This is a genomic window from Pseudomonas sp. MWU16-30317, assembly GCF_020515695.1.
GTDB lineage: Bacteria > Pseudomonadota > Gammaproteobacteria > Pseudomonadales > Pseudomonadaceae > Aquipseudomonas.
Genome location: NZ_JAIWJA010000009.1, coordinates 192,847 through 217,737 on the forward strand (window position 1 = coordinate 192,847; position 24,891 = coordinate 217,737).

The 24,891-nt window shown below is 61.4% G+C and carries 22 protein-coding genes; 16 read left to right on the forward strand and 6 right to left on the reverse strand.

Going from position 1 to position 24,891, the window contains the following annotated elements:
• Positions 1–33: 33 nt before the first annotated feature.
• Positions 34–309 carry a 30S ribosomal protein S20 gene (gene rpsT, locus LIX93_RS23200; RefSeq protein ID WP_226506402.1) on the reverse strand — a complete coding sequence of 92 codons (276 nt, stop codon included), beginning with the start codon at positions 307–309 and terminating at the stop codon, positions 34–36.
• Positions 310–565: 256 nt separating this feature from the next.
• Between rpsT and murJ the strand changes: the two genes are divergently transcribed.
• The 6 genes from murJ (at position 566) to ispH (ending at position 8,033) form a co-directional block, all read left to right on the forward strand.
• A complete protein-coding gene (gene murJ / locus LIX93_RS23205) occupies positions 566–2,104 on the forward strand; it encodes a murein biosynthesis integral membrane protein MurJ (RefSeq protein WP_226506403.1) in 1,539 nt (512 codons plus the stop codon).
• Between the two features lie 240 nt (positions 2,105–2,344).
• A complete protein-coding gene (ribF, locus tag LIX93_RS23210; protein ID WP_226506404.1) occupies positions 2,345–3,268 on the forward strand; it encodes a bifunctional riboflavin kinase/FAD synthetase in 924 nt (307 codons plus the stop codon).
• A 37-nt stretch (positions 3,269–3,305) separates the two neighbouring features.
• The gene (ileS, locus tag LIX93_RS23215; protein ID WP_226506405.1) at positions 3,306–6,137 is read left to right on the forward strand and encodes an isoleucine--tRNA ligase; all 2,832 of its coding nucleotides are present in this window, start codon (positions 3,306–3,308) and stop codon (positions 6,135–6,137) included.
• Positions 6,130–6,639, forward strand: coding sequence for a signal peptidase II (gene lspA, locus LIX93_RS23220; protein WP_226506406.1), 510 nt, complete (start codon positions 6,130–6,132; stop codon positions 6,637–6,639). The genes ileS and lspA overlap by 8 nt, the downstream gene beginning before the upstream one ends.
• Entirely contained in the window at positions 6,632–7,069 is a 438-nt protein-coding gene (locus LIX93_RS23225; protein ID WP_226506407.1) for a peptidylprolyl isomerase, read from the forward strand. The genes lspA and LIX93_RS23225 overlap by 8 nt, the downstream gene beginning before the upstream one ends.
• 16 nt (positions 7,070–7,085) lie before the next feature.
• Positions 7,086–8,033: a 4-hydroxy-3-methylbut-2-enyl diphosphate reductase gene (ispH, locus tag LIX93_RS23230; protein WP_226506408.1), complete on the forward strand. Its 948-nt coding sequence runs from the start codon at positions 7,086–7,088 to the stop codon at positions 8,031–8,033.
• On the opposite strand, the gene LIX93_RS23235 is transcribed toward ispH, so the two are convergent.
• Complete coding sequence (locus LIX93_RS23235) at positions 8,017–8,547, reverse strand: GspH/FimT family pseudopilin (RefSeq protein WP_226506409.1); 531 nt, start codon at positions 8,545–8,547, stop codon at positions 8,017–8,019. The two genes, ispH and LIX93_RS23235, sit on opposite strands and share 17 nt — an antisense overlap.
• A 179-nt stretch (positions 8,548–8,726) precedes the next feature.
• Between LIX93_RS23235 and LIX93_RS23240 the strand changes: the two genes are divergently transcribed.
• From LIX93_RS23240 to thiO, 7 genes are read left to right on the forward strand one after another with little or no spacing between them, the layout of a single operon-like run.
• Complete coding sequence (locus LIX93_RS23240) at positions 8,727–9,197, forward strand: GspH/FimT family pseudopilin (protein ID WP_226506410.1); 471 nt, start codon at positions 8,727–8,729, stop codon at positions 9,195–9,197.
• Positions 9,194–9,670 (forward strand): type IV pilus modification protein PilV, encoded by a 477-nt coding sequence (pilV, locus tag LIX93_RS23245; RefSeq protein ID WP_226506411.1) that lies wholly within the window; start codon positions 9,194–9,196, stop codon positions 9,668–9,670. Before LIX93_RS23240 ends, pilV begins: the two co-directional genes overlap by 4 nt.
• Positions 9,667–10,413, forward strand: coding sequence for a PilW family protein (locus LIX93_RS23250; RefSeq protein ID WP_226506412.1), 747 nt, complete (start codon positions 9,667–9,669; stop codon positions 10,411–10,413). The genes pilV and LIX93_RS23250 overlap by 4 nt, the downstream gene beginning before the upstream one ends.
• Positions 10,414–10,472: 59 nt before the next feature.
• Positions 10,473–10,928, forward strand: coding sequence for a PilX N-terminal domain-containing pilus assembly protein (locus LIX93_RS23255; protein ID WP_260524887.1), 456 nt, complete (start codon positions 10,473–10,475; stop codon positions 10,926–10,928).
• A complete protein-coding gene (locus LIX93_RS23260; protein ID WP_226506414.1) occupies positions 10,909–14,115 on the forward strand; it encodes a PilC/PilY family type IV pilus protein in 3,207 nt (1,068 codons plus the stop codon). The genes LIX93_RS23255 and LIX93_RS23260 overlap by 20 nt, the downstream gene beginning before the upstream one ends.
• An 11-nt stretch (positions 14,116–14,126) precedes the next feature.
• Positions 14,127–14,525: a type IV pilin protein gene (locus LIX93_RS23265; protein WP_226506415.1), complete on the forward strand. Its 399-nt coding sequence runs from the start codon at positions 14,127–14,129 to the stop codon at positions 14,523–14,525.
• 53 nt (positions 14,526–14,578) lie between these two features.
• Positions 14,579–15,682, forward strand: coding sequence for a glycine oxidase ThiO (gene thiO, locus LIX93_RS23270; protein ID WP_226506416.1), 1,104 nt, complete (start codon positions 14,579–14,581; stop codon positions 15,680–15,682).
• A 130-nt stretch (positions 15,683–15,812) separates the two neighbouring features.
• Here thiO and LIX93_RS23275 read toward each other — a convergent pair whose 3' ends face one another.
• The 4 genes from LIX93_RS23275 to LIX93_RS23290 form a co-directional block, all read right to left on the reverse strand.
• Entirely contained in the window at positions 15,813–17,153 is a 1,341-nt protein-coding gene (locus LIX93_RS23275; protein ID WP_226506417.1) for a sigma-54 dependent transcriptional regulator, read from the reverse strand.
• Positions 17,150–18,748 (reverse strand): ATP-binding protein, encoded by a 1,599-nt coding sequence (locus LIX93_RS23280; protein ID WP_346015238.1) that lies wholly within the window; start codon positions 18,746–18,748, stop codon positions 17,150–17,152. The genes LIX93_RS23275 and LIX93_RS23280 overlap by 4 nt, the downstream gene beginning before the upstream one ends.
• Positions 18,738–18,980, reverse strand: a complete 243-nt coding sequence (locus LIX93_RS23285; RefSeq protein ID WP_226506418.1) for a PP0621 family protein — start codon at positions 18,978–18,980, stop codon at positions 18,738–18,740. Before LIX93_RS23285 ends, LIX93_RS23280 begins: the two co-directional genes overlap by 11 nt.
• Positions 18,981–19,239: 259 nt before the next feature.
• Complete coding sequence (locus tag LIX93_RS23290; protein ID WP_226506419.1) at positions 19,240–20,259, reverse strand: outer membrane protein assembly factor BamD; 1,020 nt, start codon at positions 20,257–20,259, stop codon at positions 19,240–19,242.
• Between the two features lie 150 nt (positions 20,260–20,409).
• Between LIX93_RS23290 and rluD the strand changes: the two genes are divergently transcribed.
• From rluD to clpB, 3 genes are all read left to right on the forward strand, one after another.
• Complete coding sequence (gene rluD, locus LIX93_RS23295) at positions 20,410–21,372, forward strand: 23S rRNA pseudouridine(1911/1915/1917) synthase RluD (protein WP_226506420.1); 963 nt, start codon at positions 20,410–20,412, stop codon at positions 21,370–21,372.
• Entirely contained in the window at positions 21,369–22,115 is a 747-nt protein-coding gene (gene pgeF, locus LIX93_RS23300) for a peptidoglycan editing factor PgeF (RefSeq protein ID WP_226506421.1), read from the forward strand. The genes rluD and pgeF overlap by 4 nt, the downstream gene beginning before the upstream one ends.
• A gap of 193 nt (positions 22,116–22,308) precedes the next feature.
• Positions 22,309–24,873, forward strand: a complete 2,565-nt coding sequence (clpB, locus tag LIX93_RS23305) for an ATP-dependent chaperone ClpB (protein WP_226506422.1) — start codon at positions 22,309–22,311, stop codon at positions 24,871–24,873.
• The last annotated feature ends 18 nt before the right edge of the window (positions 24,874–24,891 follow it).

Below are 24,891 nucleotides of genomic sequence, written 5' to 3' on the forward strand. Positions count from 1 at the left end.
CTGGGGTCGGCTTTTTGTACATCAAACGACTAATCAGGCAGCAGCCTGGCTCAGTGCTTTGATGTGGCCGTTCAGGCGGCTCTTGTGGCGAGCAGCCTTGTTCTTGTGGATGATGCCCTTGTCGGCCATACGGTCGATGACAGGCACAGCCAGAACGTAAGCAGCTTGTGCTTTTTCGGCGTCTTTTGTGTCGATGGCTTTGACTACATTCTTGATGTAGGTGCGAACCATGGAACGCAGGCTGGCGTTGTGGCTGCGACGCTTCTCAGCCTGTTTTGCACGTTTTTTGGCAGAAGGTGAGTTGGCCACCGTCGAGCTCCTCGAAAGACTTGGTAAATATAGCGAACAAAATAGGCCGCGAATAATGCCGATGCACTGACGCGTTGTCAAGAGCATGGCGGACGTTCCGCTGAGCGGTCAACGTTGCCAGTGAAGTGATTCACTTATTGCCCGCGACCTGTAAACTCGCGGATCTTTAGGCTCTGCCTGCTTTAGCGGCGCGCAGTATTGCACAACTGGGCGCTGCACGGGCCTGCTCTTTGTCCATAGGCGCAAAAAACTTTCGATGAACCTCCTCAAATCCTTGGCTGCAGTCAGCTCCATCACCATGGTTTCGCGGGTCCTGGGCTTCGTGCGCGATACATTGGTCGCGCGAATTTTCGGTGCCGGCATGGCCACCGATGCCTTCTTTATTGCCTTCAAGTTGCCCAATCTGTTGCGCCGCGTGTTCGCCGAGGGCGCGTTCTCCCAGGCGTTCGTGCCGATTCTGGCCGAATACAAGAACCAGCAAGGCGAGGAGGCGACGCGCACGTTCATCGCCTATGTCGCCGGCCTGCTGACCTTGATGCTGGCCGTCGTGACGCTGATCGGCGTGCTCGCCGCACCGGTGGTGATCTGGATCACGGCCCCCGGTTTTGCCGATACGCCCGAGAAATTCAAGCTCACCAGCGATCTGCTCAGGGTTACATTTCCTTATATATTGCTGATCTCACTGTCGTCCTTCGTTGGCGCGATCCTCAACACCTGGAACCGTTTTTCGGTGCCGGCCTTCACGCCAACGCTGCTCAATGTCAGCCAGATCATCTTTGCGCTGTTCCTCACGCCGTATTTCAATCCGCCGATCATGGTGCTGGCCTGGGGCGTCCTGGCCGGCGGCCTGGCGCAATTGTTGTATCAACTGCCGCATCTGAAAAAGATCGGCATGCTGGTGCTGCCGCGTCTCGATCTGCGCAACAGCGGTGCCTTGCGGGTCATGAAGCAGATGGGGCCGGCGATCCTCGGGGTCTCGGTCAGCCAGATCTCGTTGATCATCAATACTATCTTTGCCTCGTTCCTGGCGGCGGGCTCGGTGTCGTGGATGTACTACGCCGATCGCCTGATGGAGTTGCCCTCCGGCGTGCTGGGCGTGGCCCTGGGCACCATTTTGCTGCCGACTCTGGCCAAGACTTACGCCAACAAGGACCGCCACGAGTATTCGCGGATCCTCGATTGGGGCCTGCGCCTGTGTTTCGTGCTGGTACTACCGTGTTCGCTGGCCCTGGCGCTGTTGGCCGAGCCGCTGACCGTGTCGCTGTTCCAGTACGGCAAGTTCGGTGCCTTCGATGCGGCCATGACCCAGCGCGCGCTGGTGGCCTATGCCGTAGGTCTGCTGGGGATCATTCTTATCAAGGTGCTGGCGCCCGGGTTCTATGCGCAGCAGAACATCCGCACGCCGGTGAAGATCGCTATTTTCACCTTGGTGGCCACTCAGGTGCTGAACCTGCTGTTCATCAGTCATCTGCAGCACGCCGGCCTGGCGTTGGCGATCAGCGGCGGCGCCTGCATGAACGCCGGTCTGCTGTTCTGGCAATTGCGCAAACAGAACATGTTCGAGCCGCAGCCGGGCTGGGCGGTGTTCCTGGGCAAGCTGGTGGTCGCCGTGCTGGCGATGTCGGCCGCGCTGCTGGGGCTGATGCACTACATGCCGGCCTGGAGTGACGGCACTATGCCTGAGCGTTTCCTGCGCCTGGGGCTGCTGGTGGGCACCGGGGTGGTGGTGTATTTCGGCATGTTGCTGCTGCTCGGCTTTCGTCTCAAGGACTTCGCCCGCAGAGGGTTGAGCTGAGGTTCAATTGCCATCCCTGTGGCGAGGGGGCTTGCTCCCGATACGGTTCGTCAGTCATGGATGAGGTGACTGACAAACCGTATCGGGAGCAAGCCCCCTCGCCACAGGGTACTGAGTGCACTCATAAACCTTCGGCCAAACGTCGGTTTCTCGATTTCAAGGTGAAAGCATGCTTGTGTCGCCTGTCGTCGCGGCCCGGGTGTGGTTATAATCGACCACTTTATGAGCAAGAAGCGTGTTATGCAGCTGGTTCGAGGTCTCCACAACCTGCGGCCCCAGCATCGGGGCTGTGTCGCCACCATTGGCAATTTCGACGGCGTTCATCGCGGTCACCAGGCTATCCTGGTGCGGCTGCGCGAGCGTGCCGTGGAGTTGGGCGTGCCCAGCTGTGTGGTGATTTTCGAGCCTCAACCGCGCGAGTATTTTGCGCCCGAGAGCGCACCGGCCCGTTTGGCCCGCTTGCGCGACAAGCTCGAGCTGCTAGCCGCCGAGGGCGTCGATCAGGTGCTTTGCCTGGCGTTCAACCAGCGCCTGAGCAAACTGAGTGCCGCTGAATTCGTCGATACCATTCTGGTCGACGGCCTGGGCGTCAAGCACCTCGAAGTCGGCGATGATTTTCGCTTCGGCTGCGACCGCCTGGGGGATTTCGACTTCCTCACTCAGGTCGGCAGTGCCAACGGCTTCACCGTCGAGGCCGCCCGTACCGTCGAGATGCAAGGCGTTCGCGTCAGCAGCACCCAGGTGCGCAAAGCGCTGGCCGTCGCCGATTTCAAGCTGGCCGAGGCTTTGCTCGGGCGGCCGTTCCAGATCACGGGGCGAGTGCTGCATGGCCAGAAGCTCGCCCGACAGCTGGGCTGGCCTACTGCCAACGTCCAGCTCAAGCGCCGTCGCGTGCCGTTTACCGGGGTGTACCTGGTGAGCGTCGAGATCGATGGCAAGCAATGGCCGGGAGTCGCCAACATAGGCGTGCGGCCAACCGTTGCAGGTGATGGCAAAGCCCACCTGGAAGTGCACCTGCTGGATTTTGCCGGCAATCTTTACGACCGGCGTTTGACGGTGGCTTTCCACCACAAGCTGCGCGATGAGCAGCGTTTCGCCTCCCTGGAGGCGCTGAAGTCGGCGATCGATGCGGATGTTGCCGCCGCACGAGCCCACCGCCCTTAACTGAAAGCAGCGGCCAGCCGCTATTGAAGAGCCTGAAATGACCGACTACAAAGCCACGCTAAACCTTCCGGACACCGCCTTCCCCATGAAGGCCGGCCTGCCCCAGCGCGAGCCGCAAACGCTTGAGCGCTGGAACAGCATCGACCTGTACCGCAAGCTTCGCGAAATTGGCAAGGATCGTCCGAAATTCGTCCTGCACGATGGTCCTCCTTACGCCAACGGCACTATTCACATCGGTCACGCGCTCAACAAGATTCTCAAGGACATGATCACGCGCTCCAAGACCCTCTCGGGTTTCGACGCGCCTTATGTCCCAGGTTGGGACTGCCACGGCCTGCCGATCGAGCACAAGGTCGAGGTCACGCACGGCAAAAATCTGCCCGCGGACAAGACTCGCGAGCTCTGCCGTGCCTACGCCACCGAGCAGATCGAAGGGCAAAAAGCCGAGTTCATCCGTCTGGGCGTGCTGGGTGACTGGTCCAATCCCTACAAGACCATGAACTTCACCAACGAAGCCGGCGAGATCCGTGCCCTGGCGGAAATGGTCAAGGGCGGCTTCGTGTTCAAGGGCCTCAAGCCCGTCAACTGGTGTTTTGATTGCGGTTCGGCCCTGGCCGAGGCCGAGGTCGAGTACGCCGACAAGAAATCGCCGACCATCGACGTCGCCTTCCCGATCGCCGACCAGCAAGCCCTGGCTGACGCCTTCGGCCTGCCAGGCTTGAGCAAGCCGGCGGCGATCGTCATCTGGACCACTACCCCGTGGACCATTCCGGCCAACCAGGCGCTCAACGTGCACCCGGAATTCCAGTACGCCCTAGTCGATATCGGCGACCGCCTGCTGGTGCTGGCCGAAGAGCTGGTCGAATCCTCGCTGGCCCGGTTCGGCCTGCAAGGCAGCGTTGTGGCGCTGACCGAAGGCGCCAAGCTTGAGCTGATCAACTTCCGTCACCCGTTCTACGACCGTCTGTCGCCGGTGTACCTGGCCAACTACGTCGAGCTGGGTGCTGGTACCGGCGTGGTCCACTGCTCGCCTGCCTATGGCGTCGACGACTTCAATATCTGCAAGCAGTACGGCCTGAGCAACGATGACATCATTGGCCCGGTGCAGAGCAACGGCGTTTATGTCGATTCGCTGGAGTTCTTCGGTGGCCAGTTCATCTTCAAGGCCAACCAGAACATCGTCGACAAGCTGGCCGAAGTCGGCGCGTTGATGCACACCGAAGTCGTCAGCCACAGCTACATGCACTGCTGGCGCCACAAGACCCCGCTCATCTACCGCGCCACCGCGCAGTGGTTCGTGGGCATGGACAAGCAACCGGAAACCGGCGACACCCTGCGTGTGCGTGCGGTCAAGGCCATCGAAGAAACCAAGTTCGTCCCGGCCTGGGGCCAGGCGCGCCTGCACTCGATGATCGCCAACCGCCCGGACTGGTGCATCTCGCGTCAGCGTAACTGGGGCGTACCGATTCCGTTCTTCCTGCACAAGGCCACCGGCGAGTTGCACCCGCGCACCGTCGAACTGATGGAGCAGGTTGCACAACGCGTCGAACAAGAGGGCATCGAGGCCTGGTTCAAGCTCGACGCCGCCGAACTGCTGGGCGATGAAGCCAACCAGTACGACAAGATCAGCGACACTCTGGACGTGTGGTTTGACTCCGGTACCACCCACTGGCACGTGCTGCGCGGTTCGCACCCGATGGGCCACGAGACCGGCCCACGTGCCGACCTGTACCTCGAGGGTTCCGACCAGCACCGCGGCTGGTTCCACTCCTCGTTGCTGACCGGTTGCGCCATCGATAACCACGCCCCGTACCGCGAACTGCTCACCCACGGCTTCACGGTCGACGAGAACGGCCGCAAGATGTCCAAGTCGCTGGGCAACGTTATCGCGCCGCAAAAGGTCAACGACACCCTGGGTGCCGACATCATGCGTCTGTGGGTTGCCTCCACCGACTATTCCGGCGAAATCGCCGTGTCGGAAACCATCCTGCAGCGCAGCGCCGACGCCTATCGGCGGATCCGCAACACCGCGCGCTTCCTGCTCTCCAACCTGAGCGGTTTCAACCCGGCCACCGACCTGCTGCCCGCCGATGAAATGATCGCCCTGGACCGCTGGGCCGTCGACCGCACCCTGCTGCTGCAGCGCGAGCTCGAAGAGCACTACGGCGAATACCGTTTCTGGAACGTCTATTCCAAGGTACACAACTTCTGTGTGCAGGAGCTGGGCGGTTTCTACCTGGACATCATCAAGGACCGCCAGTACACCACCGGCGCCGACAGCATCCCGCGGCGTTCCTGCCAGACCGCGCTGTACCACATCAGCGAAGCGTTGGTGCGCTGGATCGCGCCGATCCTGGCGTTCACCGCCGACGAGCTGTGGCAGTACCTGCCGGGCGAGCGCAACGAATCCGTCATGCTCAACACCTGGTACGAAGGCTTGACCGAGCTGCCGCAAGGCTTCGAGATGGGCCGCGAGTACTGGGAGCGGATCATGGCGGTCAAGGTCGCGGTCAACAAGGAAATGGAAAACCTGCGCGCGGCCAAGGTCATTGGCGGCAACCTGCAGGCCGAAGTGACCCTGTATGGCGACGAAGCCCTGAGTGCCGACCTGAACAAACTTGGCGACGAGCTACGTTTCGTGCTGATCACCTCCAAGGCCGCCGTAGCGCCGTTCGTGCAGGCACCGGCCGACGCCGTGGTCACCGAAGTGCCTGGCCTCAAGCTGCAAGTGGTCAAGTCCGGTGGAGTCAAGTGCGCTCGTTGCTGGCACTTCCGCGAAGACGTCGGCGTGAATCCCGAGCATCCGGAGATCTGCGGTCGCTGCGTCGACAACATCAGCGGTGCCGGCGAGGTGCGTCACTATGCCTAACTCTGCGGGGCGCTTCGGGCGCCTTGGCTGGCTGTGGATCAGTGTGCTGGTGTTCATCGTCGATCAGACCAGCAAGTACTACTTCGAGCACAGCCTGGATCTGTACCAGCAGATCGTGGTCATCCCCAACTACTTCAGTTGGATGCTGGCCTACAACACCGGTGCGGCCTTCAGCTTTTTGGCGGACGGCGGCGGCTGGCAGCGTTGGCTATTCGCGATGATCGCGGTGGTGGTCAGCGCCGTGCTGATCGTCTGGCTCAAGCGCTTGGGGCGCAACGACACTTGGCTCGCCGTCGCCCTGGCGCTGGTGCTGGGTGGCGCGCTGGGCAACCTGTACGACCGCATCATGCTCGGCCATGTGATCGATTTCATCTTCGTGCACTGGCACGAGCATGGCTTCCCGGCCTTCAACGTCGCTGACAGCGGCATTACCGTGGGCGCCATCATGCTGGCCCTGGATATGTTCAAAACCAAGAAGTCGGGAGCGCCTGTCCGTGACTGAACAACGTATTTCGCAGAACACTGAAGTGACTCTGCACTTCGCTCTGCACCTGGAAAACGGTGACACTGTCGACAGCACGTTCGACAAGTCGCCGGCGACCTTCAAGGTCGGCGACGGCAACCTGCTGCCCGGCTTCGAGGCCGCGCTGTTCGGCTTCAAGGCCGGCGACAAGCGCACAGTGACCGTGCTGCCAGAAAACGCCTTTGGCCAACCGAACCCGCAGAACGTGCAGATCATGCCGCGTTCGCAGTTCGAGGGCATGGAGCTGTCCGAAGGCCTGTTGGTGATTTTCAACGACGCCGCCAACACCGAGCTGCCGGGCGTGGTCAAAGCCTTTGACGCCGCCCAGGTGACAGTCGACTTCAACCACCCGCTGGCGGGCAAGACCTTGAGTTTCGAGGTTGAAATCCTTTCGGTCACGGCCCTTTAAGGGCCCCGAGGCAAGCATGCACATCAAACTCGCCAACCCCCGTGGCTTCTGCGCTGGCGTGGACCGGGCGATCGAAATCGTCAACCGCGCCCTTGAAGTCTTCGGCCCACCGATCTACGTGCGCCACGAAGTGGTCCACAACAAGTTCGTGGTCGAAGACCTGCGCAATCGTGGCGCGATCTTCGTCGAAGAACTCGACCAGGTACCGGACGACGTCATCGTCATCTTCAGCGCCCACGGCGTCTCCCAGGCCGTGCGCCAGGAAGCGGCAGGGCGCGGCCTCAAAGTCTTCGACGCCACCTGCCCGCTGGTCACCAAGGTGCACATCGAGGTTGCCCGCTACAGCCGTGACGGCCGCGAGTGCATCCTCATCGGCCATGCCGGTCACCCGGAAGTCGAAGGCACCATGGGCCAGTACGACGGCAGCAATGGCGGCGCAATCTACCTGGTCGAAGACGAGCAGGATGTCGCCAACCTGCAGGTGCGCAACCCAGAAGCCCTGGCGTTCGTGACCCAGACCACCTTGTCGATGGACGACACCGGCCGCGTCATCGACGCCCTGCGCGCGCGCTTCCCCAACATCGGCGGCCCGCGCAAGGACGACATCTGCTACGCCACCCAGAACCGCCAGGACGCGGTCAAGCAACTGGCCGACGAGTGCGACGTGGTCCTGGTGGTCGGCAGCCCCAACAGTTCCAACTCCAACCGTCTGCGCGAACTGGCTGAACGGTTGGCGACGCCGGCCTACCTGATCGACGGCGCCGAAGACATGCAACGCAGCTGGTTCGATGGCATCGAACGCATTGGCGTTACGGCCGGGGCGTCGGCGCCTGAGGTGCTGGTGCGCGGCGTGATCGAGCAGTTGCAGGCCTGGGGCGCTACCGGGGCTGATGAGCTGGCCGGGCGGCCGGAGAACATTACGTTTTCGATGCCTAAGGAGTTACGCGTCAAGACCATTGGCTGACGCTGCACGGCTCGGTATTGTCCGGGCCCGCGAGCAGTTGTACCCGCCCGGGAACGTTTATCACGACCCGGGAGTGGGTCAGCCCGGTACCCTCATCGCAGATGAAGAGGGTGCCATTGCCGGGTGATGCGCCGGCGTAAGACGGTGTCCCCATGCCGTTGAAGCGAACCCATTTCTCCAGTCGGTAATTACCGACGATCCGCACCTTGCCGCCACTCTGGCGTACCGCCAGCACTGGATTGTCCGGATCGCTCAGGCCCTTGCCGCTCACATCCGCAATCATCCTCCAGCCGAACGCCCAGTCGCCCTCGAGCGGCTGAATGATCACCGACTGATTTCGCAGGACCGCTTCCGTACGGGCGGAACGCACAGCGTTCAGCAACTCGTTCGCAGCGACTTGTTGCCGATTGCTGTTGATCAACTGGCGAAACGACGGCATCGCCAGGTGCAGCAAAATGGCGAGGATAGTCACGGTAGCGAGCAGTTCGATCAGGGTGAGGCCGCGTTGATGCATGGGAGATACCGTCCTTGGAATGAGAATTGCTGGGGCAGGGGATAGGTGTCAAAAGCCCGGCGGGAATTGAATCAACATGTTCCATCACGCTGATCCGGCCGGAACAACCGTATATTCTGATGTGCGCTTGCCAAGCGGCACAGTTGGCTTATAGTCGCCGGGTCTCGGGGAGTATCGCAATGCGGGATCGTAACAAGGGGTTTTCATTGATCGAGTTGATGGTGACGGTGGCCGTCATCGCTATCGGCGCGAGCATTGCGATCCCGTCGTTCAGCACGCTCATTCGTAACAACCGGGCCGATTCGGATACCGGCGACTTTTATCGGGCGCTCAACTATGCGCGCCTTGAAGCGATCAATCGTGGCGTCAATGTGCGGATTACCCCCGCCACTACCGGGGCAACCTGGGTCACCAGTCTCAACGTGCAAACTACCAGTAGCCCTCCTTCTGTGCTGCGGGTCATCGCCCCCATGTCGCCCGGTTCAGCGTTGGCCCCTTCGGTCACGGCGACCTATATCGAATTCAATAACCTCGGGGCCTTGGCGTACCCGGCGACTGCGCTGACGATGGTCTACACCAACGGCTCGACCAGCCGTAATGTCGGCATTTGCCTCAACGGCCGGGTCATCCTCAACGGAGCCTGCCCATGAGCGCGCGCCAGTCAGGGTTCAGCCTGATCGAAGTGCTGGTGGCCTTGCTGGTCATGTGCATTGGCCTGCTCGGGGCTGCAGCCATTCAGTTGAATGCCCTGAAATACACCGACAGCTCCTCGATGAGCAGCCAGGCGAGCTTTATCGCTTACGACATGATGGACCGCATTCGCGCCAATACCGACAACGCCAGCCAGTATGCGCTGGCGAATCTTGCTGCGGCTCCCACCACGGCCGGCAGTACCGCCGCGGTGAGCCAGGATTTGAGTGATTTCGGCAACAACATCAGGGCCATGAATGGTACCGAGGCGAGCATCGTGCTCAAAGGCTATGTGGTGACCATCACTATCAAATGGGACGACACACGGGCTGGCAAGCTGGTGCGGGCCGATAACAGTGTCGACGCCAATTCACCGATCCGCAGTTTTGTCTTGGTCAGCCGAGTAGCAGCCGATGGGACGGCTTATCCATGAAGACGACAGCCAAGGGTTACGGCCTGGTCGAGCTGATGGTCGCCATGGCGATCGGCTTGATCATCGTGTTGGGGGTGACGCAGATTTTTATCTCCGCGAAAAACACCTTCATGTCGCAAAATGCTGCCTCGACCATGCAAGAAGACGCCCGTTACGTGCTCAGCCGCATGGTGCAGGAACTGCGCATGGTCGGCATGCAGGGGTGTATCGCACAAGGCACCACTTCGTTCACCGATGCGAGTAACGGACTGTCCTTCACCGCGGCGACCATAAACCCGATCATCTACACCTCGGTGACCAGCGGTGGCGCTACCAGCAACGTCCTCACGCTGGTGACGGGCGATGTGGGCGCCAACGGCGGTGTGCCGACCTGGACCATCGTGTCCGATTGCCTGACCACCGCTAAGGCCTACACCGGTACGGCTGCTGCGAACGCCTCCGCTGGCGAGTTAGCCTTCCCCATCCGCAAAGTGATCTACACCTTTGCCAACAGCCAACTGTCCACCACGGTGAATGGCACCACCTCGGTGCTGATCAACGGCGTCAAGACCTTCAACGTAAGCTTCGGGATGGCCACGGCGGCTTCGCCCTATGCCGTGCAGTCTTATACGGCCGCACCTGCGCTGGCGGACTACGGCAATATCCGTAGCGTGCGCATCAGCATGATCCTCACCGACCCTAATAGTCGCGTCCGTGATCAGCCCTTCAATGTCGTGGCCTCGCTGCGTAATCGGTTGCGCTAGGGATGAGAGATATGAAGAGGCGATCCTCTGGTTTTGATTCCTCCGCGCGGCAACGCGGCATGGCATTGCTGATCAGCCTGATCATGCTGCTGCTGCTGACCATGATTGGCATCTCGTCGATGCAGAACGCGACGATGCAGGAGAAGATGAGCGGTAGCGTGATGAACCGCAACCAGTCGTTTCAGGTGGCCGAGGCATCATTGCGGGTGGGCGAAAATGTTGTGTCCGCCTCGGCGTACGCACAGGTGAAGTGTGCTTCCGTGGCGGCCTGTGCACCGCCTACGGACGCCACTAGTGTGGAAAACGCAGGCGCGGGTGCCAACGGCAACACTTGGGTCGCAGCCGCCACCGGGTTCTATGCCATCCAGAACATCGGCAGCAACGGCGCGCCGGTCAATATGCCATCGGGTTGCAGCTCCTCATCCGCCATCACCCTGTATCGAATCACCGGTGTCGCGCTGGTCGGCAGCAGTCGCTCAATTGTGGAGAGTATTTATGCCAAATGCAGCGGCTGAGGGCAGGTCGTACTGGCGACGTTTGAAGGCGGCGTTGCTGGGTAGTGCGCTGGCCATGTATCTCGCTGCTCCGGCCATGGCGGCGTTCACGCCGTCTTCGGCACCTTTGCTCAGCACCGCCGCGGTCACGCCGAACGTGATGCTGCTGGTGGATGACTCCGGCAGTATGAACAACTTGATTCGTGCTACCGCCTTCGACCAGTCCGTCGACCGGGCGCAGGTTTACAACTGCAGTAGTGATTTAAGTTGCAATAGAATTACCGCACTGGATATGGACAGTGAAAACCTGTTCATCGGCGATCTCAACCGTGGTGGCTGCAGTAACCTCTATTACGGTTTCTACCGTTATTCGAACAACACGGTGTTGTGCCTGAAGCTCCCAGACCCGGTGGGTAGCGGGAATACCCGCTATTCGAGCAAATACATCGCGTACTTGATCGGCCTGGTTTCAAACTCGGTGAACTCAAAGGACTACACCGACGGCAGTATCCCCAACGACTACCGCATCAATGTAGCCCGCTCCGTGTCCAGCGCGCTGGTCACCGCCAACCGCGCGTTGCGTATGGGGCTGGCCACCTTCAACCCGCCGGCGTTTGGCGACTCCGGGCCCGGTGGCTACATCGCCCGCACCGTCGCCGACCTGCAGGCAACAAACAACACGACGACAGCCCAGGCGACCACCAACTACAACAACCTGATCTCGTCGATCAATGGCTTGGGCGCCGTGGCCAACACGCCGTTGGCGGAAACCTACTACGAGATATCCCGTTACTTCCGGGGAATGTCCTCTTATTACAACTCGGGTGTTTCTTACACGAGCCCTATCCAATATCGCTGCCAGAAGAACTACGGCATCGTCATCACCGATGGCTTGCCCACCTACGACCGCACTTTCCCCACGGCGGTCAGCAGCGTTGAACCCAACAACACCGCCACTATCAAACTGCCGAACTGGGATAACAAGGCCAATGACGGCGACAACCTCAATGGCGATGGTGAAGGGGACACCTTGTATCTCGATGACCTGGCCAAATTTGCCTACGACATCGATATGCGCTCGACGGGTAACGATGCCGCTGGCAAGAGCTGGGATGCGACCGACTTTCCCAAACAAAATTTGCTGACCTACACCGTAGGTTTTACCGCCGCCAACCAGATGCTATCGGATGCAGCGACCTATGGGCAGGGCAAGTACTACCAAGCCACGGACAGCGCTTCGTTGACCACAGCCCTGACGGCTGCACTCAATGCGATCAGCTCGACCGCCGGATCCGGGGGTGGTGGGGCGGCCAACAGCACCACCCTGACCAGCAATACCTTTTTCTATCAGACGGCCTACGATCCGACCGACTGGCGCGGCACGATAGGTGCCTATGCGATCAGCACCGCAGGGGTCATCAGCGATACGCCAACCTGGAGTACGGATATCAAGGTGGCGGTGGGTACCACTACCCCGACCTACGAGTCATTCAATACCACGACCAACCTTCCTATCGCTCTGGCGTTCGCCAACTTTTCGGCCACCCAGCAAGCCACCCTGAACACCTCGGCCACCTCCAATTTCGGCGCTACGTCCGGTATCACTGGCGCCAACCTGGTGGACTGGTCGAAGGGCATCAACAAGACCGGCCTCAAGCAGCGCACTGTGTTGCTCGGCGACATCATCAATTCGCCGCTGGTGCTTGCCTTGCCAAGTACCCAAACGTCGTCGTCGGCCGATAGCGGCTATTCCGACTACCTGACGGCCAAAGCGGCGGCGATGGTGCCGAGTCTGGTGGTCAATTCCAACGACGGCATGACCAGCGTCATCAACGCCAACACTGGCGCTCGACTCTATGCCTACATGCCTTCGAGTGCAGTGCCGAACCTGTACGCGGTAGCCGACCCCGCCTATATCAACGGTACATCGCACAAATTTCTCGACGACGGCCAGATCACGGTTTCTGACGCCAAGACCAACAGTTCCTGGAAGACTCTGGCAGTAGGCGGCACCGGGGCCGGGGGCAAAACGTTCTTTGCCCTGCAGCTCTACAACCAGGGCAGTGGCAGTGCGCCAAAGGCACTTTGGGAAATCAGCGCACCGGCGACGGCTTCCACAACCGCCACTTTCAATGACCTCGGTTACGCCTATGCCAAACCCGAGATTGCTCAACTGGCCGACGGTACCTGGGCTGCGTTCATCGCCAACGGCTATGGCAGCAACTCGGGCGTCGCCGCGCTTTATGTGGTGAGCCTCACCGATGGGTCGCTGATCAAGAAGATCGTCGTCGACAGCACCGAGACCACTAACGGCTTGTCCTCGGTCAAACTCACGGTCAACGCCTCCAACGTCGTGCAAGCGGCCTATGGTGGTGACCTTAAGGGCCGCATGTGGAAGTTCGATTTAAGCGCTGCGTCGCCTACCAGTTGGGGGGTGGCATTCTCGAACAAGCCGTTGTTCACGACCCCAGGCGCAGCGACGCAACCCATCACTGCCCAGCCGCTGCTGGTGGCCTACCCCACCACCGGCTATATGGTGTATTTCGGTACGGGCAAGTTCAACGAGGTGACGGACAAAGCCACCACTGACCCGCAAGGTTTCTACGCGGTCTGGGATGCCGGCACCGGCGCCGTGGGCAACTACACCACCGCTAATCTGCGTGCCCAGGCCGTGGTCAGCACGTTCGCCGGCACTGGGGGACAGTACGTCACCAGCTCCGCCAATACGGTCGATTACACCACCCAGAAGGGCTGGTACCTGCCCTTGGTGTACGGCACCACCATGGTCGGTGAACGGGTGATTTACCAGGCCCAGATCAAGTTGGGCCGGATACTGTTCACCACCGCCAAGGTCGACTCTACCGACCCGTGCGCCAGTAGCGGCTCCGGGGAGTTCTTCGAGCTGGACGCGTTGTCAGGGGGGATGCTGAGTTATCAGGTCATCGATACCAGCGGTGATGGGTTGATCAACGCCAGTGACACCGTCACTTCCGGGTTGATCATCTCTACGGGTATTCCGACGTTGAGCGCAATCATCGACAAGCCGACGACCACGACGAACTCGGACGGCTCGGTTAGGATGGTATCCAGCGCGACAGACCCCAGCGAGAAGGTCATCATCGATTCCAAAGGCAACCGGATCATCATCGATGAAAAAGGCGGGGCTGGTAGTGGCGCTGGCCGCATCATGTGGCGACAAATTCAATGAGGACTAGAGACATGGCAGCCAGAAGCAGAGGTTTTTCATTGATTGAACTGATGATCGTTGTGGCGATCATCGGTATTATCGCCGCTATTGCTTACCCCAGCTACACCAAATATGTCCAGCGCAGCCATCGGGCGGAAATTGCCGAGGTGCTGGCGGAGAGCGCGCAGACGTTCGAGCGTGTTTATTCGCGGCTTGGTACCTATGTCGATGCGACTACGCCCAATCCAGCGAGTAATAACTGGTACACGGTGGCGACGACTCGCAACGCTCAAGACTTCACTATCGTAGCAACGCCAGTTGCGGGTGGGCTGATGTCGTCCGACGCCTGTGGCGCGTTCACGATCACCCAGACGGGGGCCCGTACGGTATCAGGCACGACCATAACCGCCGCTACTTGCTGGGGGCGCTGAGCCCGATATGCCGAATATCCCTCAGGCCGCTCGGTTTCAACATTGGATTCTGCATGTCTGATTCAAGTCATATTCTAATCATCGGCGGCGGCGCCATCGGCCTGCTCACGGCCCTGAATCTCGCCCCCCACGTTGGCTCGATCACCATCCTCGACCGCAGCGAAGCTGGACGTGAATCCTCATGGGCAGGCGGCGGCATCGTCTCGCCGCTGTATCCCTGGCGGTATAGCGCCGGTGTAACCGCCTTGGCCCACTGGTCCCAGGACTTTTATCCACAGCTGGCTGACGAGCTGTTCAGCCGCACCGGCATCGATCCTGAGGTGAACGTGACCGGCCTGTACTGGCTGGATCTGGATGACGAAGCCGACGCATTGACCTGGGCGCAGCGTCTGCAGCGGCCGTTGAGTGCAGTGAACATCAATTCCGTTTACCAGAAGGTGCCGGTACTGGGCGCAGGCTATGAGCGCGCGGTGTACATGGCTGACGTCGCCAACGTGCGCAATCCTCGCCTGGTCAAATCGCTGAAGGCGGCGCTGCGTGCTCTGCCGAATGTGGACATTCGCGAACACTGTGCGGTTACCGCCTTTCTCCGTGGTGGCGACCGTATCGTCGGTGTGCAGACCGAGCAGGGTGATCTACTGGCCGATCAGGTGGTCCTGACGGCAGGCGCCTGGAGCGGTGATTTGCTGAAGACCCTGGGCATTGACTTGCCTGTGGAGCCGGTGAAAGGCCAGATGATCCTGTTCAAATGCGCCGATGATTTCCTGCCCAGCATGGTCCTGGCCAAGGGCCGTTATGCGATCCCGCGGCGCGACGGGCATATTCTGGTAGGCAGCACCCTGGAGCATGAGGGCTTCGACAAGACGCCTACGGTACCCGCGTTGGAGAGTTTGAAGGCTTCGGCAATCGAGCTATTGCCGGCGCTTAGGGATGCCGAGGTGGTCGGCCATTGGGCAGGGTTGCGGCCAGGCTCGCCGGACGGGATTCCGTTTATCGGGCCGGTGGCAGGGCAGGAGGGGTTGTGGCTGAACTGTGGGCATTACCGTAACGGACTGGTGTTGGCGCCTGCATCCTGCCAATTGTTCGCGGATTTGTTGTTGGGGCGTAAGCCGATTATCGATCCGGTGCCTTATGCGCCGGCAATTCGCCTGGCTTGATAACGGTATCGTTTATGCGTGCCTCTTCGCGGGCAAGCCTTGCTCCCACAGGTGTACAACTCAGCAACTGTCGAATCTGTGGGAGCAAGGCTTGCCCGCGAAGAGGCCATAAAAATCACTACAAAACGCTTCAATCGAGACCTAGCTTCTTCAGCCGATAGCGCATCGACCGAAACGACATATTCAACCGCTGCGCCGCCGCCGTGCGGTTCCAGCGGGTTTCTTCGAGGGCTTGGAGGATCAGTTTGCGCTCCACGCTCTCCAGGTAGTCCTCGAGATTATCCACCTCCGCCAAGCTTGGCTCCCCGGCCTCGACACTGGCGGTCTGATCGGTCACCCGCAAGTCACCGGCATCGATCCGGTCGTCCTCGCACAGGGTATAAGCCCGCTCGAGCATGTTCTCCAGTTCCCGCACGTTCCCCGGAAATCGGTAGTTTTTCAGGGTGTCCATCGCCCCTGGCGTCAGTATCGCGGGTGGCAATCCGCTGGCGGATGCGAGGCGCTTGAGCACGGCATCCGCCAACTGCGCGATGTCTTCGCGGCGCTCGCGCAGTGCCGGTACGCGCAATTCGATGACGTTGAGCCGATAGTACAGATCCTGACGAAAGCGCCCGGCAGCCACTTCGGCGGCCAGGTCCTTGTGGGTAGCGCACAGAATCCGCACATCCACCACCACCTCGGCTTGCCCGCCGACGCTGCGGATGGCCTTCTCCTGAATGGCGCGCAGCAGCTTGACCTGCATGGCCAGCGGCAGGTCGGCGACTTCATCGAGGAACAGCGAGCCACCGTTGGCGGCCTGGAACAGTCCGGGTTTGTCTTCGGTGGCGCCGCTGAAGCTGCCTTTGCGATGGCCGAAGAACTCGCTTTCCATCAACTCCGACGGAATGGCGCCGCAGTTGACGGGTACAAAGGTGCCTTCGGAGCGTGGGCCTTGTTCGTGGATCGAGCGGGCCACCAGCTCCTTGCCGCTGCCGGATTCGCCGCTGATATACACCGGCGCCTGGCTGCGGGCGAGGCGGGCGATCTGTTTGCGCAGCGCGGCCATGGGCGGGGACTCGCCCAGCAGGCGGCCGTCGATGGGCGCCGCGGCAACGGCGGGCCCTTGCAGGCGCAGGGCGGTGCTGACCAGTTCGCGCAGGCGGATAAGGTCTACGGGCTTGCTCAAGAAGTCGAATGCGCCGGCCTTCAACGCAGCGATAGCGGTATCGACGCTGCCAAACGCGGTGATCATCGCCACCGGCACCTGTGAATAGCGCTGCTGAATGTGCTGCACGAGCTCAAGGCCCGTGCCATCGGGCAGGCGCATGTCGGTCAGGCACAGGTCGAAGGGTTCACGGGCCAGCCAGTCACGGGCTTCCTTGACGTTGCGGGCGCTGCGCGTGTCGAGCTTCATCCGGCCCAGGGTGATTTCCAGGAGTTCGCGGATGTCCGGCTCGTCGTCGACAATCAGGATCTTTTGCCGTGGGCTCATGTTCGACTCTGCTTTTTGGCGTGGGCGAAGGTAATGCGCATGCAGCTGCCGCCTTGTTCACGTGGCTTGTAGTCTAGGTGCGCCTGGTTGCTTTCGCACAGCTCTTTGGAGATATACAGGCCCAGCCCCGTTCCCTTGGCCTCGGTGGTGAAGAAGGGCTCGAAAATGTGCTGCAGGCGGTCCGCCGGGAAGCCGGGACCGTCATCGAGCACGTCGAGGATCGGCAGGCCGTTGGTCGGTTCGATGAACAGGTTCAGCCACACTTGCGCTTGGCCGTGTTGCTGGCCGCTGTAGCGCAGGCCGTTCTGTACCAGATTGTTGAGTACCTGATGCAGCTGGCTGGGGTCCATGCGCGTTTCGATCGGGTCGTCCGCCAGATAGATGTACAACTGCTCGCTGGGCTTGGCGATTTCGCGGAATTCCGTGACGTACTGCTGCAGCCATTGGCTGAGGTTGATGACTTCAGGCTCGGCCTCGCGTCGGCGGGAGAGCTGCAGCACGTTCTCGATCACCAGGTTCATGCGCCGGGACTGGTCGATGATGATCTGCGTCAGGCGTCTGTCGGCATCGGGCAGCTCTTCGGATTCCTGCAACAGCTGGCCGGCGTGGCTGATGGCGCCCAGGGGGTTGCGGATTTCATGGGCGATGCCGGCGGTCAGGCGGCCGAGCGCGGCCAGCTTGAGTTGCTGCGCTTGCTGGATGATTTGCGACAGGTCCTCGAGAAACACCAGCGTTTGCTGCTCTTCGCGGCGGTTAAGGGCGATGAAGTTGACCTGCACCGAAGGGCCGGTGGAGGTCAAGCGCAGGCTCTTGATGCGCAGGCTCGGGTTGACCTGCCATTGCAACAGCCGCTCGATCAGGTCCGGGGCGAAGTGGCTGATGTCTTCACCGATCAACTGGTCGCGCTTGAGCAGGGTCAGCGCGCCTTGGTTGGCGAGCAGCACCCGTTGCTGGGCGTCGAGCACCAGAATGCCGGTGCGCATGCGTTGCAGGATCAAGGCATTGAGGGCTTCGAGATTGGTCAGGTCCCCCGCGCGTTTTTCCGCCAGGGTTTCGCTGGTCCGCAGCAGATGGCTCAGGCCCTGCACGATCAGGGCTACGGCGAAGCACAACACCCCCAGGGTGCTGGCCTGCAGGTAGTCGTTGGCTGCGGTAGGGCGAGTGAAACTCAGGTAGAAGGTCAGGTAGATGATGCCGCTGGACGCCACCGCCGCAATCAGCAGGCCGAGGCGGTTACGTAGCAGCAGGTTGCCCATGGCTACCGAGGCGATCATCAGGTTGCCAATGCCGCTGGGCGTGCCACCGCCCGCGTAGAACACCGCGCTGAGCAGGACTATGTCGGCCATGGTCAGCGCGAAGACCTTGGCGGGATGGCGCAGGTTGCCGAAAAACAGCACCGTGGCGATGTTGAGTATCAGGTAAAACCAGCTGCAGGCGCGGAACAGGTGGACGTTGGCCAGTTCCAGCAGGCTGCTGTCCATGTTGCTGGAGATCAGCGCCACCAGGCAGATGCCGATCAGCAGCCGATACAGGTGGTACAGCCGCAGCATGCGCTGCGCTTGGGTGTGGCCGGCAGTCAGTGACTCAGCGAGCACGCGGGCGTGGGCCTTCTTGCAGATGTGGCTGGGTGCAATACCAGTCGCCGTCCTGCTGCAGAGCGCGGGTTTGCAGGAGGTGCACGCCGCAATTGGCGCAGCGAACCATGGGTGGCGCGTGCTCGTCGGGGTTGCTGCGCGGTTGGGCAGATTGCCGAGCCGGCGCCTTGAAGCGTCGCCAGGCCCAGAAGGCGATGTAGATCAGGGCAGCCCAGAAAACGATGCGGATCATGTTGGCCAGCTTCAGCGGAGAGAGTTCGCCAGTTTAGCTGTGGGCGGGGGCGTGGGACAGGGGCTATCGGGTAATAAAATCTGTACGTTTCGTGTTGGTGCTGCCGGCCTCTTCGCGGGCAAGCCTTGCTCCCGCAATGGTAAGTCCTAACCTGTGAGAGCAAGGCTTGCCCGCGAAGAGGCCATCAGCACCCCGACAAAATCCCGACAAAAAAAGAGGCCCTGTTCACAGAGGGCCTCTTTTTCATCGCAGCATCAGATCAGTCAAACAGACCAAAGGTCGCATAACTGAACCACGAGCGGCTTTTCTTCACTGGCTCGCCAGGTACCTGGTCTTCCAGGTTGCCGCCTTCGTCCTTGGGCAGCAGCTCTTTAGGAATGGATTCCTTGTAGTCGCGATACTGCTTGGTCAGCTCTTCGTTGGCGCGGGTTTCACCCGGTGGCAGCGGCGGGGTGCTGCCGATCCAGCCCAGTGTTGCCTTGGACAGCCATGAACGGTTGTCGGCCTCTTGCTGCTGCGGCACGAACTTGCCGTCCTTGAGGCTCGGGTGGGTCGGGTAGTTGAGCTTCAGGGTCTCGAGGCTGGTGGCGGCCAGGTCGTCCAGGTGCAGACGCTGGTAGGCCTCGGTCATCACTGCCAGGCCGTCGCCGACCGACGGGGTCTCCTGGAAGTTTTCCACCACATAACGGCCACGGTTGGCGGCGGCAACGTAAGCCTGACGGGTCAGGTAGTAGTCGGCAACGTGAATCTCGTAGGCGGCCAGCAGGTTGCGCAGGTAGATCATGCGCTGCTTGGCGTCCGGCGCGTAGCGGCTGTTGGGGTAGCGGCTGGTGAGCTGCGCAAACTCGTTGTACGAGTCGCGGGCAGCGCCAGGGTCACGCTTGGTCATGTCCAGCGGCAGGAAGCGGGCGACGATGCCCCGATCCTGGTCGAACGAGGTCAGGCCTTTCAGATAATAGGCGTAGTCGACGTTCGGGTGCTGGGGGTGCAGGCGGATGAAACGTTCGGCAGCGGACTTCGCGGCCTCGGGCTCCGAGTCCTTGTAGTTCGCATAGATCAGCTCGAGCTGCGCCTGATCGGCGTAGCGACCGAACGGATAGCGCGAGTCCAGGGCCTTGAGCTTGGCCACGGCGCTGGTATAGCTATGGTTGTCCAGGTCGGCCTGCGCCTGCTGGTACAACTCGACCTCGCTGAGGTTTTCGTCGACGACTTCCTTCTTCGACGAGCAGGCAGCGGTGAGTCCGAGGATGGCGATCAGCAGCAGGTGTTTCACTTGCATGGCGGCTTGCGTCCCTATGACGGCCGCTGTCTCGGGCGTGGCCGTCCTGTTATGATGTGCACCCCGAGCAACCCTCGGGACAAAAGACGCCGTATTTAACCACAAGCGTGCAGCTGAAACCAAAGGCTGTGCCCGCCGCCTAGTCCGAGCATGTCCGATATAATCAAACTCAGCGCCGAGGTGACCTCCGAAATGGGCGGTCAGCGCCTCGATCAAGTCGCCGCACTACTCTTCGCAGAGCACTCACGCTCGCGCCTTTCCGCCTGGATCAAGGAGGGCCGCCTGACCGTGGACGGTGCGGTGTTGCGTCCGCGCGACATCGTGCACGGCGGCGCCCTGCTGGAGCTCGAAGCCGAGCAGGAGGCCCAGGGTGAGTGGGTCGCTCAGGACATCGCGCTCGATATCGTCTATGAAGATGACCAGCTGATGGTCATCAACAAGCCGGCCGGCCTGGTGGTCCATCCGGCTGCCGGTCACGCCGATGGCACGCTGCTCAATGCCTTGCTGCACCACGTACCGGACATCGTCAATGTGCCGCGTGCGGGCATCGTTCACCGTCTGGACAAGGACACCACTGGTCTGATGGTAGTGGCCAAGACCATTCAGGCGCAGACCGCCCTGGTGACGCAGCTGCAGAATCGCTCGGTCAGTCGCATTTATGAATGCATCGTGATCGGCGTGGTGACCGCCGGCGGCAAGATCAACGCGCCCATCGGTCGCCATGGCCAGCAGCGCCAGCGCATGGCGGTGATGGAAGGCGGCAAGCCGGCCGTCAGCCACTATCGCGTACTGGAACGCTTCCGCTCGCACACCCACGTGCGGGTCAAGCTCGAGACCGGTCGCACCCACCAGATTCGCGTACACATGTCGCACATCAACTTCCCGTTGGTGGGTGATCCGGCCTACGGAGGGCGTTTCCGCATTCCGCCAGCGGCCAGCGCGACCATGGTCGATGCCCTCAAGACCTTCCCGCGTCAGGCCCTGCACGCGCGCTTCCTGGAGCTGGAACACCCGGTGACCGGCGAGCGCATGAGTTGGGAATCGCCGCTGCCGGATGATTTCGTCTGGTTGCTGTCGCTGCTCAAGCAGGATCGCGAGGCGTTTATCGGATGAGTGGCTTCGCGCAGACCCTGCTGATCCCCGACTGGCCCGCGCCGGCATCGGTGCAGGCCTGCGTGACCACACGCGCTGGCGGTGTCAGCGCGTCGCCCTATGACAGTCTCAATCTGGGCGACCATGTGGGCGATGCGCCTGAGGCCGTGGCGATCAACCGCCGACGTCTGACCGAGCATTTCGACATCCAGCCCGCGTGGTTGAGCCAAGTGCATGGTGTAGTCGTCGCCGAGGCGGATCCGGCTCGAATCGTCGAAGCCGATGGCAGCTGGACCGCGACGCCGGGCATCGCCTGCACCGTTATGACCGCCGATTGCCTGCCCGCGCTGTTCTGCGACCGGGCTGGCAGCCGTGTCGCGGCGGCTCATGCCGGGTGGCGCGGATTGGCCAATGGCGTGCTGGAAGCCACGGTCGAAGGCATGGCCGTGGCGCCCGAGGAGATCCTCGTGTGGTTGGGCCCGGCCATCGGGCCACGCAACTTCGAGGTCGGCGGCGAGGTGCGTGAAGCCTTCGTCAGTCGCCATCCGCACGCGGCGGAGGCCTTCGCGCCCGGTGCCGCGCCGGGCAAGTACCTGGCGGATATCTACCAGCTGGCGCGGGTGCGGCTGGCGGCAGCAGGGGTGACGGCGGTGTATGGCGGTGGCTTATGCACCATCGACGACACCCGCTTCTTCTCCTACCGCCGCGCCAACCCCACCGGCCGCTTTGCTTCCTTGATCTGGCTAAACACGCCTGACGCATAAACACATAACCCTGTGGGAACACGCAAGTTCGCTCCCACGGGTGCCAAGTGCTGCTTTAGTTGACCTGCATCAGCAAATCTTCCCCTGCCGCTTGAATCTCCCCCAATCCCCCCCATCTAACTGATCATCTCAGGCAGGTTTTCTTCATCAGGTGTGTCCATCGCTCCGGCCTGCCCTTTCAGGAAGGTGACTCATGCGTATTGACCGTTTGACCAGCAAGTTGCAATTGGCCTTATCCGATTCTCAATCCTTGGCGGTGGGCCTCGACCATCCGGCCATCGAGCCCGCGCACCTGATGCAGGCGCTGCTCGACCAGCAAGGCGGCTCGATCCGCCCACTGTTGATGCAGGTGGGCTTCGATGTCCCCAGCCTGCGTCGCGAGCTGACCAAGGAGCTCGACCAACTGCCGAAAATCCAGAACCCGACGGGCGACGTCAACATGTCCCAGGATCTGGCGCGCCTGCTCAATCAGGCCGATCGCCTGGCGCAGCAAAAAAGCGATCAGTTCATCTCCAGCGAGCTGGTGCTGCTTGCAGCCATGGATGAGAACAGCAAGCTCGGCAAATTGTTGCTGGGCCAGGGCGTGACCAAAAAGGCCCTGGAAAACGCCATCCTCAACCTGCGCGGCGGCGATGCGGTCAACGACCCCAATGCCGAGGAATCACGCAAGGCGCTGGAAAAATACACCGTCGACCTGACCAAGCGCGCCGAAGAGGGCAAGCTCGACCCGGTGATCGGCCGCGACGACGAAATTCGCCGCACTATTCAGGTCCTGCAGCGCCGCACCAAGAACAACCCGGTGCTGATCGGTGAGCCCGGCGTCGGCAAGACCGCCATCGCCGAAGGCCTGGCCCAGCGCATCATCAATGGTGAGGTGCCGGATGGCCTCAAGGGCAAGCGCCTGCTGTCGCTGGACATGGGAGCGCTGATTGCCGGTGCCAAGTTCCGCGGCGAGTTCGAGGAGCGCCTCAAAGGCCTGCTCAACGAGCTGTCCAAGCAAGATGGGCAGATCATCCTGTTCATCGATGAGCTGCACACCATGGTCGGCGCCGGCAAGGGCGAAGGCTCCATGGACGCGGGCAATATGCTCAAGCCGGCCCTGGCCCGCGGCGAGCTGCATTGCGTCGGTGCCACCACGCTCAACGAGTACCGGCAATATATAGAGAAGGACGCTGCCCTTGAGCGGCGCTTCCAGAAGGTCCTGGTGGAGGAGCCGAGCGAAGAAGACACCATCGCCATCCTCCGTGGCCTCAAGGAGCGCTATGAAGTGCACCACAAGGTCGCTATCACCGATGGCGCGATCATCGCCGCAGCCAAGCTGAGCCATCGCTACATCACCGATCGCCAGTTGCCGGACAAGGCCATCGACCTGATCGACGAAGCCGCGAGCCGTATCCGTATGGAAATCGACTCCAAGCCCGAAGTGCTCGATCGCCTGGAGCGCCGCCTGATCCAGCTCAAGGTCGAGGCTCAGGCCCTTAAGAAGGAAGACGACGAAGCGGCGATCAAACGCCTGGAAAAACTGAAGGAAGAAATTACCCGGCTGGAGCGCGAGTACGCCGATCTCGAAGAGATCTGGACCTCGGAAAAAGCCGAAGTGCAGGGCTCGGCGCAGATCCAGCAGAAAATCGAACAAGCCCGCCAAGAGCTGGAAGCTGCGCGGCGCAAGGGTGATCTGAGCCGCATGGCCGAGTTGCAGTACGGGGTCATTCCCGATCTGGAGCGCAGCCTGCAGATGGTCGACCAGCACGGCAAGCCTGAAAACCAGCTGTTGCGCAGCAAGGTCACCGAGGAAGAAATCGCCGAAGTAGTCTCCAAGTGGACTGGCATCCCGGTCGCCAAGATGCTCGAAGGCGAGCGCGACAAGCTGCTGAAGATGGAAAGCCTGCTGCACCAGCGCGTGATCGGTCAGCACGAGGCGGTGGTGGCGGTTTCCAACGCCGTGCGCCGTTCCCGCGCGGGGCTGTCGGATCCGGACCGCCCGAGCGGCTCGTTCATGTTCCTCGGCCCTACCGGCGTGGGCAAGACCGAGCTGTGCAAGGCCTTGGCGGAGTTCTTGTTCGATACTGAAGAGGCCATGATACGCATCGATATGTCCGAGTTCATGGAGAAGCATTCCGTGGCGCGGCTGATCGGTGCCCCGCCTGGCTATGTGGGCTACGAGGAGGGCGGTTACCTGACCGAGGCGGTGCGTCGCAAGCCGTATTCGGTGGTGCTGCTGGATGAGGTCGAGAAGGCTCACCCTGACGTGTTCAACGTGTTGCTGCAGGTGCTGGAAGATGGCCGCCTGACTGACAGCCACGGGCGTACGGTGGATTTCCGCAATACCGTGATCGTGATGACCTCCAACCTGGGGTCTGCGCGGATTCAGGAGCTGGTGGGTGATCCCGATGCGCAGCGTGCGGCGGTAATGGACGCGCTGGGTTCGCACTTCCGGCCGGAGTTCATCAACCGTGTGGATGAAGTGGTGATCTTCGAGCCGCTGGCCCGCGATCAGATTGCCGGCATCACGCAGATCCAGTTGGCGCGCCTGCGCAGTCGGCTGACCGAGCGCGAGCTGACCCTGGAGCTGAGTCCCGAGGCGTTGGACAAGTTGATCGCCGTGGGGTACGACCCGGTCTATGGTGCGCGGCCACTCAAGCGCGCGATTCAGCGCTGGATCGAGAATCCGTTGGCGCAGTTGATTCTGTCGGGGCAGTTTCTGCCTGGCACGTCAGTGACCGCTACGCTCGACAACGACGAGATCGTCTTCGCCTGACGCATAGGCCCCTCCAAA